Genomic DNA, 10,193 nt, shown 5'->3' with positions numbered 1-10,193 from the left:
AAACCCTACTCAGGAAAACCCTACTCAGGAAAACCCTACTCAGGAAAACCCTACTCAGGAAAACCCTACTCAGGAAAACCCTACTCAGGAAAACCCTACTCAGGAAAACCCTACTCAGGAAAATCCTACTCAGGAAAACCTTACTCAGGAAAACCCTACTCAGGAAAACCCTACTCAGGAAACCCCTACTCAGGAAAACCCTACTCAGGAAAACCCTACTCAGGAAAATCCTACTCAGGAAAACCCTACTCAGGAAAATCCTACTCAGGAAAGCCCTACTCAGGTAACTCCGCCTGTTGTACCTAAAGAATTACCGAAACCTGAAATCGTAATTAATCCAATTACTGTGGATAATATTCTCAATAATGTTGAGATTAGAGAACAAATTACTATTTCAGGAACAGTAACTAATGCAAAAGCTAATGATGTTTTAACGCTAAAAATTGGCAACACAACTCTAACTTCTTCTATTCAAGCTGACGGTAAATTCAGTGCGATAACCAATGGCTCTGTGCTGGAAAGTAGCCGTGAAATTATAGCGGCTATTACTACACGGGATAATGAAGGCAATCAAGCAAGTGCAACCAAAACGCATCAATATGATGTAATAACCGCTATTGTTCAGCCAACTATTACGCTTGATAACGTAACTTATGATAATGTGTTGGATATTAGAGAAAAAGAAGAGGATGAAATCACACTTTCCGGTACGGTTAGCAATGCTAAAACAGATGATGTTGTTACTTTACAAATTGGTGATACGATCATTACTACAAAAGTACAAGATGGCGGTAAATTCAGTATAGAAACCGATGGGGCAATATTAGCGACCACCGAAAAAATTATTGCATCTGTTACAACCCGAGACAGTATCGGCAATCAAGCAACTGCAACAACCACACGTGAATATCAACATAGTGATGTTGTACCCGTTCGCAAAAGACCAACTGTTCAATATATTAAGGTAACTGAAGACAATATTTTAAATGCAAATGAAGCAAAACAAGATAAGGTTACAATTAAAGTCAGTGTTGCCTTTACCGAGCCAAGTGATGTAGTAAAACTAAAAATTGGTGATATAGTCTTAACCACAACTAAAGAAGGAGATGACTACAAAGCGACAACTACAGGCGAGATAGTAGCCAATGGCAACGGCTCTCTATTAGTTACCATCACAGGATACGATCACACAGGCTACCAATTTACCCAAGAAACGCCTTATGAATATCATATGATGACAACTATTCCTCAACCTGTGATTGAATTTGATGATATTACCGATCACAATAGCATCAATTTGAATGAAAGCAAGTTAGCAGAAGTAATTGTGTCGGGAACTGCTACCAATACAAATACCGGAGACAAAATCACAGTTCAAATTGGAGCTGAAACATTCAGCACAGAAGTAAATAATGGGCGTTTTAGTATCACCACAAGCGGTCAAATTTTAGCAAAAAACAGCAAAATCACCGCAAGTTTAACTACAACAGATATTGCCGGCAATCAGGCGACTGCAAGTGCGACTCACGATTATAAGGTATTACCCGTTTATTCTACTAAAGTTACTTACCCTAATAAGGTTGAGACTTATGAATCTAGCAGTCAGTTTGATTTTAGCAGTTTAAAATCGACATTAAGCGATCCTAAAGCTTATGTTTTACAAAATAGTGAAGCTAAAACTAAAGTAATAACCGCTTTAACACAATATGTTGAAACCAATTCTGATTTGGCAGCTCAAAATATTACAGCCTCTTATAAAGCAGACTCTGATGGTGACGGCATTATTGATATTCACGATAAAAATCCACAAATGTGGAATGTTTCAGAAAGAGATTTACGTTTCTTTGCAGCTGCGGCACATAGCAGTGAGAATGTGAATAAAAATATTTTTGAGCGTTACAATGAAGGTCGTATTAATGACTTTAACGCTCAGCGTTTCAATAATAATACGGACATTCGAGACATTAATAAATATTGGGAGATATTAAAATCTGTTCAAGCAGCCGAAGGTTTAGAATACCGTATTTATGGCAATGGCAAACAGTCGGATAATTCTTACCAAAATGTTGTTATTGCTTTTAAAGGCACAAGTGATATTACAGATTGGTCAGGTAATTTAAATATCTTGAGCGGTAAGAAGCACCCACAATTAAACTATCTGCAACAGGCAGCGGAATATGTGGCGGAATATTATCCGCATAACCTATATACAACAGGCAACTCACTTGGTGGCTATTTAGCACAATATTTTGCCGCTTATACGGTACAACATCATCCTGAACTGGCAAAAGCGTTTCAGCATAGTAGTTTGTTCAATACCGCTGTATTAAATACGACTTCTGGTAGCCCAAATGATCTGAAAGAAGCAAGAGCAACTACCGATAAATTTGTTAAAGAGGCCATAACAGACGATAGCGATAAAAGCAATTCAGTAGAATTACACACTAGCAATTCGTATGTCATTAAAGGCGAATGGCTAAGTGATGGCTATCTTGTCTTCAGTGGGCTTGGGTCTTATGAGAATACCACTTTCTTTGATGGAACAGGAAGCCCTCGAGATAAGCATAATATGTCTCAATTCTTCAATAATAACGCTAAATTGGAAGAAACCTTTACAAGAGGTTACTTGATGGACAAGCACTATTTAAATAAAGATAGCGATAATGACGGCTTAACCAACCAACAAGAAGCTAAATTAGGCACGAACCAAAACACTCTCGACAGTGATGGCGATGGATTTAATGATAAACTAGAAGCCCAGCTAAAATCCGATCCGCTTAATGCTAATGCTATTCCTGATTTCTTAGATAAAATCAATATTCAGGACGTATTTGCCTCTATCGCCGTAACCATTGAAAGCCAAAACTCACAAGGCATCTCAAAATCAAAAGAGGTTCAATTAACAGCCTCACTAGAAGGAGAAAGTATCGTTTATAGTCTGGATCCTTCTGTTGTCGCAGAACATACGGCTGATTTTGTCTTATAAATTAAATCCACTTATAACCTTAAATACCTTTAATGTTGATAACATTAAAGGTATTTTTTATATCTGTTATAAAAAGTATCAATCTCGATTCAACAAGTTGTAAGCTACCAATTTTGCAAAAAATTCTACAAATTTAACCGCTTGCGGTATAATCAGCCTCTATTTTATAAGTGAAAAATTGAGAAAAAGGAAAGACAATGTTTGAATTAAACCCAATCAAAACCCAATTAGCCGACTTGGCGGAACGCACCCAAGTCATCAGGGGGTATCTTTGACTTTGAGCATAAAGTCGAACGCTTAGAAGAGGTCAATGCCGAGCTGGAACAACCCGATGTATGGAACAAGCCGGAAAAAGCACAAGCGCTTGGTAAAGAGCGGGCAATGTTGGAGCAGATCGTCAATACGATTAAAGCCTTAGAGCAAGGGATTGAAGATGTTGAAGGGTTGATTGAGCTGGCGGTGGAAGCAGAAGATCAGGATACCTTCAATGAAGCCCAAGTGGAAGCAGACGAATTAGAGAAAAAACTTGCCGATTTAGAATTTAAGCGGATGTTCAGCGGCCCACACGACAGTGCCGATTGCTATTTGGATTTGCAAGCCGGTTCGGGTGGAACGGAAGCTCAGGACTGGACAGAAATGTTACTGCGTATGTATTTGCGTTGGGCAGAGAGCAAAGGGTTTAAAGCCGAACTAATGGAAGCCTCAGACGGTGATGTGGCAGGGATTAAATCCGCCACCGTGAAAATTTCCGGCGACTATGCTTACGGCTGGTTCAGAACCGAAACGGGTATTCACCGCTTGGTGCGTAAAAGCCCGTTTGATGCCAATAACGGTCGTCATACCTCGTTCTCGGCGGCTTTCGTTTATCCGGAAGTCGATGACGATATTGATATTGAAATCAACCCTGCGGATCTCCGTATTGATGTGTACCGTGCGTCAGGGGCGGGCGGTCAGCACGTTAATAAAACTGAATCAGCGGTGCGTATTACCCATATGCCGAGCGGGATTGTGGTGCAGTGCCAGAACGGTCGTTCACAACATCAAAACAAAGATCAGGCGATGAAACAGCTTAAAGCGAAACTTTACGAGCTGGAAATGAGCAAGAAAAATGCCGAAAAACAGGCGATGGAAGACAATAAATCCGATATCGGCTGGGGCAGCCAGATCCGTTCGTATGTGTTAGACGACTCTCGCATTAAAGATCACCGCACAGGGGTAGAACACCGTACTACGCAACAAGTGCTGGACGGCGATTTAGATAAATTCGTGGAAGCGAGTTTGAAGGCAGGGCTGTAATTATCCGAAATTCCGCGTAGGGACAGGTCCTGTGCCTGTCCGTATAACGATGTTAATAACGGGCAGGCACAAGACCCGCTCCTACATAAAGAATCATTTCAAGCACTATGAACATTTTCGACTCCCTCCAATTTAGCATTAGCGTAACTCTCCCAACCATTTTATTAATGTTGTTTGGGATTTTTCTACGCAGGCGAAAATTCATTGATGATGCCTTTTGCAATATGGCATCAAAGGTGGTGTTTAACTTTACCCTACCGCCAATGATTTTCTTCAATATGCTAAAAAGCCCGTTGGATTTCTCAAGCCAAATCAGCTTGATTTCCACAGGCGTAGGCGGGTCGATTTTGATTTATTTATGGGCAGAATGGTGGGCAGCACGGCATATTGAAAACCGCCGATACCGTTGTATTTTCACGCAAGGCACATTTCGCACCAATGCAGCAATTTTAGGTATTGCCTTAATTCTCAATGCCTATGGCGACAAAGCTCTTGCTGCGGCATCGGTCTATATTTCGTGCTTGGTGATTGCATTCAACGTACTGGCTGTGATTACGCTAACTTCATCGCTGAGCGAGAAAAAAGTCAATGTGGGTAGATTGCTTATTTCAATTTTGAAAAATCCGCTCATTTTAGCCGTGATTGCAGGTTTAATTTTCAACTACTTTGAATTAGCCAGCTCAATTCCCAAACCGATTGAATCTGCAGGGAAATTAATGGCGAGCTTAACACTTCCCCTCGCCTTAATTTGCACGGGGGCGAGCATTAATTTCAAGCAGTTGAAGCAATTTAATCAAGGAGCGGAAAGCACCATCAATAAAATCGTGCTATTTTCTGCCTCTATTCGCTTGATTTTCGCCCCAATTTTCTTCCTCTTGCTGGGGAAATTTGTGTTTAAATTACCACCAATGGAGCTTGGTATTGTCTTTGTTGCCGCTTCTGCCCCTGTGGCAGCCGCCACTTATGCAATGACGAGAAACTACGGCGGCGATGGCGAAGCGGCAGCTAATTTAATCGGCATTACCACGCTTGGCTCAATGTTCAGTGCCAGCATCGGACTATTTTTATTAAGACAACTAGGTTGGGTTTAGCCTCATTTAAGGAACTATTTTGGAATATCGTTACTACATTACCACCGCCATTGTGGTTGTGGTGTTACAACTCTTTTTATACAACGTTGGAAGAACCATCGGCTGGCTTTTTAATTTATCGGCAAGAAGTCGAAAAATCATTCATTTCATCACGTTTTTAGCTATTAACACAATGGTTATTCTGCACGTTATCCGCACATTTACTCTGTTTCGAGTGATGGCATTTGTGTTGGTATTATTGCTATTTGCATTTTTTGTGAGTTTTTTGACCGCTTGTATTTACAAACTAAGCAAAGGAAATCCGTCTGTTAATCGTGGCTTGAAAGCCATCTATCCTTTTGCCTTCTTAGGCTTAATCGGGCTTGGCTTTTACAATGCTTATGTGCCAACGGTGGTGCATTATTCCATTAAAATAGATAAACCGTTAGAAAAACCGCTTCGCATTGGTATGGCAAGTGATCTGCATTTAGGAAAATTATTTGGATCGAAACAGCTTGACCAACTGGCAGATATTTTTAATCAAGAAAAAGTCGATTTGATTTTATTGCCCGGTGATATTATGGACGATAATCTTGTATTTTATCGTTCAGAAAATATGCACGATTCATTTTCAAAATTAAAAGCACCTCTAGGCGTTTATGCTACATTAGGCAACCACGATTTTTTCGGGGCTCAAGAAAGTATTGCACAAGCAATTCGTAAAGCAGGTATTACAGTTTTGTGGGATCAAGCGGTCGAAATCGATGGAAAATTTACACTTATTGGACGTAACGATGATCTAGTGAAAAATCGCCCATCTGCTGAGCAATTACTGCAAGCGGTTAATACCGAACTACCTGTGATTTTGCTCGACCACCGCCCGACAGAAATTGAAAAACACGCTAAATTACCGATTGATATTCAAGTGTCAGGACACGCCCACAAAGGGCAAGTTTTCCCTGCTAGTATTATTACCAAACTGATGTATCGATTACATTACGGCTATGAAAAAATCGGATTCGGGCATTATTTTGTAACCTCCGGCTACGGCTTCTGGGGTGTGCCGATGCGGTTAGGCTCACAGTCGGAAGTAATGATTATTGATGTGGAAGGGAAACAGCCATAAGACAAAGTGGAGGAAAACTTGCAAAATTTTTCTGAAATTTGACCGCTTGACATCATTATTTTGTGAGCTATGTCACAGTCATTTTGGCTTAGTTTCGCTATACTCTTCGCATTACTAATTTCGAGGAGTTTTATATGAGCGAATTTGTCCTCAACGATCACCCACATCGCCGTTTTAATCCATTAAAAAATCAATGGATTTTAGTCTCTCCGCATCGTGCGAAACGTCCGTGGCAAGGGCAGCAAGAAGAAATCATGCAAGATGAAAAGCCGAGTTATGACCCAACTTGCTATCTCTGCCCGGGTAATAAACGTATTACAGGTGAGCAAAATCCGAACTACACCAAGCCATTTGTGTTTAAGAATGATTTCTCTGCTCTACTTTCAGACACACCTGCTCCAGAGCCGAATGATGATCCACTTTTTCAGATCTCACATACACAAGGCGAAAGCCGTGTGATTTGTTTCTCGCCTGATCATAGCAAAACCTTGCCACAACTTTCCGTAGAAGAAATTGCTGATGTCGTAACTGTTTGGCAAGAGCAAGCCAATGAGTTAAAAGAGCGTTATCAATGGGTGCAAATTTTTGAGAATAAAGGCTCGATGATGGGTTGCTCTAACCCGCACCCACACGGTCAAATTTGGGCGAGTAATTTTTTACCGAATGAAATCACGATTGAAGATGAGTGCCAAGCAGATTATTTTGCAAAATATGGCTCGCCACTTTTACTTGATTACGCTAAACGTGAGCTAGATAAACAAGAGCGAATTGTAGCTGAAACGGGAGATTGGATTGCAGTTGTGCCTTATTGGGCAGCTTGGCCGTTTGAAACCTTATTGTTGCCGAAAGCGAAGCAGTTTAAATCCATTACAGATTTGAATGAAGCTGAAAAAGCAGATTTAGCTTTAGCATTGAAAAAGCTCACTACTCGCTACGATAATTTATTTAATATCAGCTTCCCTTACTCGATGGGCTTTCATTTTGCGCCATTTAATGATGAAGAAAATGCTCATTGGCAATTACACGCCCATTTCTATCCGCCTCTATTACGTTCTGCAACCGTGCGTAAATTTATGGTAGGCTATGAAATGATGGCAGAAACCCAGCGTGATTTAACCCCAGAACAAGCAGCTGAGCGTTTAAATGCGGTAAGCGATACTCAACACTATAAAGAATAAGGAATTTGAATGAAACCACAAGAGATTGCTGTTCAAAAATTTGAAGAACATTTTGGTTATAAAGCAGAACGTACCGTATTTGCCCCGGGAAGAGTAAATATTATTGGCGAACACACCGATTACAACGATGGCTTTGTAATGCCTTGTGCAATTAATTACGGTACCGCAATCAGCTTTGCCAAACGTGATGACCACAAATGGCGAGTGTTTGCTCTTGATATTAACAAGCAAGATGAATTTGACCTAAGTCAGCCAATAATCGAACCAAGCAAACACAAATGGGCTAACTATGTGCGTGGCGTAGTGAAATTTGTGCAAGCAAAATGTCCTGATTTCAAGCAAGGGGCAGATTTAGTGATTACCAGCGATGTGCCGATGTCATCTGGCTTAAGTTCTTCCGCAGCCCTTGAGGTGTCGATTGGTAAAACGGCTCAATTATTGGGAGATTTACCCCTTTCTCATACTCAAATTGCCTTAATCGGGCAAGAAGCAGAGAATAAATTTGTTGGCTGTAATTGTGGCAATATGGATCAACTTACCTCTGCTTTAGGGCAAAAAGATCATTTTGTGATGATCGATTGCCGCAGCCTTGAAATTACGCCAACCCCTGTGCCACAAGGGTATTCGATTGCAATCATCAACTCTAATGTGAAGCACGATTTAGTCACAGGCGAATACAACAGCCGCCGTGAGCAGTGCGAATTTGCCGCTCACTTCTTCGGTAAAGCAAAATTGCGTGATGTGAGTGCCGAGCAGTTTATCGAACGAGCTGCAGAACTGCGTGATACTAACGAACTTGCCTATAAACGTGCGAAGCATATCATCAGTGAAAATCAGCGAGTGTTAGAAGCGGCAGAAGCCTTAAAAACAAATGATATGGTGAAATTAGGCGAGTTAATGGCGGCGTCGCACGATTCTATGCGTGATGATTTTGAAATTACCTGCCCTGAAGTGGATTGTTTAGCTGAAATCGCTCAAAAAGCGATTGGTAAAAATGGCGGAGCAAGAATGACGGGCGGTGGCTTCGGTGGCTGTGTGGTCTGCTTAGTGCCAAACGATAAAGTGAAAGATCTTCGCCAAGCCGTTGCTAATAACTACGAAAAGCAAACGGGCATTAAAGAAACCTTCCATTTATGTACAGCTTGTGATGGGGTTCACGAGGTAGTTTAACAATTTTATTGTAGGATATTCTATGAAATTATTCACTCTCGAAAATGCCTATTTAAAAATTACTTTATCAGACTTCGGAGCTTCTTGGCTCTCTTGCGTGATAAAAATGCCAAACGAAGAGCGTGAAGTATTAGTTACAACCTCTGCAAAAAATTGGCAAAAACAGACCGCTTTCTTTGGGGCAACTATTGGACGTTACGCTAATCGTATTGCTAATGCAGAATATTCGCTCAATGGAAAAACCTATCACTTAGCCAAAAATAATGGCGAGCATAATTTACATAGTGGTGAATTAGGCGGCGATAAAGTAATTTGGAAAATGGAAAGCCAGAGCGAACAAGCGGTCAAATTTAGTTATATTTTTGCAGATGGTGAAGAAGGTTTTGGTGGTGAAGTGGAAGCCTTTGTGGAATATCGCTTAACCGACAATGAACTGAAAATCAGCTTTGATGCAAAGTCAAACCAAGACACGCCTCTTTGTTTAACCAATCACGCTTATTTTAATTTGCAAGGCTCAGAAAATATTTTAGATCACGAATTGATGATTAGTGCGGAAAGCTATTTACCTGTTGATCCGAGCGGTATTCCAAATGCTCCACTTAAAAAAGTAGCAGGTACAAGTTTTGACTTCCGCCAACTTAAAAAAATCGGGCAAGATTTATTGGCTGATGATGACCAAAAAGCGGTAAAAGGTTACGATCACGCTTTCCACCTTGCGAAAAATCGTGAAAATCTGACCTCTTGTTTAGCCGTAGAAGATTTAAAAATGGAACTTCACACCTCAATGCCAGCTCTACAAATTTACACAGGTAACTGGCTAAAAGGGCAACCGAATTTGAGTGAGGGCGAATATGAAGATTATGCAGGCGTAGCGTTAGAGCCAGAGTTTTTCCCGAACTCCGTAAATCAACCTGAATTGCTAAAATTTGGGGGTATTACTAAAGCTGGAGAAAATTATCATCATACGATAAGTTATCGGTTTGTCAGCGATTTTAATCATAAAATGTAAAATCTTGACAACAGAGACTTTTCTTATATATTTCATCTAGTCTTGTCTTTTAAAACAGAAAGACAGTTTATATCATTTATTGGAGACCTTACTTATGAAAAATGCTTATCTTTTAGGAATTTTAGCCGTTTGTTTGACAGCCTGTGGCGGTGGTGGCGGAAGCGGAAGCAACAATGTTGCAAGCACGCCTATTAATGATTCCCACAATACTCCAAGTAATAACCAAAGTACTAGCAATACTTCGGGCAATACCCCAAACACCGACAATACTTCGGACAATACCCCAAACACCGATAATACTTCGGGCAATACCCCAAACACCGACAATACTTCGGACAATACCCCAAACACCGATAAT

9 protein-coding genes are annotated in these 10,193 nt (G+C 40.7%); 8 read left to right on the top strand and 1 reads right to left on the bottom strand.

The window, feature by feature from the left end; genetic code table 11:
• From ACERCG_RS08450 to ACERCG_RS08415, 8 genes are all read left to right on the top strand, one after another.
• Nucleotides 1-287, top strand: a 287-nt coding sequence (locus tag ACERCG_RS08450) for a histone H1-like repetitive region-containing protein (RefSeq protein ID WP_373611595.1), incomplete at its 5' end; no start/stop codon positions are given.
• A gap of 59 nt (nt 288-346) precedes the next feature.
• The gene (locus ACERCG_RS08445) at nt 347-2,986 is read left to right on the top strand and encodes an Ig-like domain-containing protein (protein ID WP_373611594.1); all 2,640 of its coding nucleotides are present in this window, start codon (nt 347-349) and stop codon (nt 2,984-2,986) included.
• Nucleotides 2,987-3,183: 197 nt separating this feature from the next.
• Nucleotides 3,184-4,282 (top strand): peptide chain release factor 2 gene (gene prfB, locus ACERCG_RS08440; protein ID WP_373611593.1). Its coding sequence is split into 2 segments (ribosomal slippage): nt 3,184-3,258 and nt 3,260-4,282, totalling 1,098 coding nucleotides; the frame shifts between segments, so codons are not numbered across the junction.
• A gap of 107 nt (nt 4,283-4,389) precedes the next feature.
• Nucleotides 4,390-5,373, top strand: coding sequence for an AEC family transporter (locus tag ACERCG_RS08435; protein ID WP_373611592.1), 984 nt, complete (start codon nt 4,390-4,392; stop codon nt 5,371-5,373).
• A gap of 19 nt (nt 5,374-5,392) precedes the next feature.
• Nucleotides 5,393-6,478, top strand: coding sequence for a metallophosphoesterase (locus ACERCG_RS08430; RefSeq protein WP_373611591.1), 1,086 nt, complete (start codon nt 5,393-5,395; stop codon nt 6,476-6,478).
• Between the two features lie 134 nt (nt 6,479-6,612).
• Complete coding sequence (galT, locus tag ACERCG_RS08425) at nt 6,613-7,656, top strand: galactose-1-phosphate uridylyltransferase (RefSeq protein ID WP_373611590.1); 1,044 nt, start codon at nt 6,613-6,615, stop codon at nt 7,654-7,656.
• A 9-nt stretch (nt 7,657-7,665) separates the two neighbouring features.
• The gene (gene galK, locus ACERCG_RS08420; protein WP_373611589.1) at nt 7,666-8,826 is read left to right on the top strand and encodes a galactokinase; all 1,161 of its coding nucleotides are present in this window, start codon (nt 7,666-7,668) and stop codon (nt 8,824-8,826) included.
• Nucleotides 8,827-8,848: 22 nt separating this feature from the next.
• Complete coding sequence (locus ACERCG_RS08415; protein WP_373611588.1) at nt 8,849-9,835, top strand: galactose-1-epimerase; 987 nt, start codon at nt 8,849-8,851, stop codon at nt 9,833-9,835.
• Between the two features lie 121 nt (nt 9,836-9,956).
• On the opposite strand, the gene ACERCG_RS08410 is transcribed toward ACERCG_RS08415, so the two are convergent.
• The coding region (locus tag ACERCG_RS08410; protein ID WP_373611587.1) for a hypothetical protein at nt 9,957-10,193 on the bottom strand (237 nt) is incomplete at its 5' end.

It is taken from the genome of Mannheimia sp. E30BD, from assembly GCF_041807785.1.
Lineage (GTDB): Bacteria > Pseudomonadota > Gammaproteobacteria > Enterobacterales > Pasteurellaceae > Mannheimia.
Note: the sequence above shows the minus strand (reverse complement) of the source record. Positions and strands in the feature narration are given on the sequence as shown.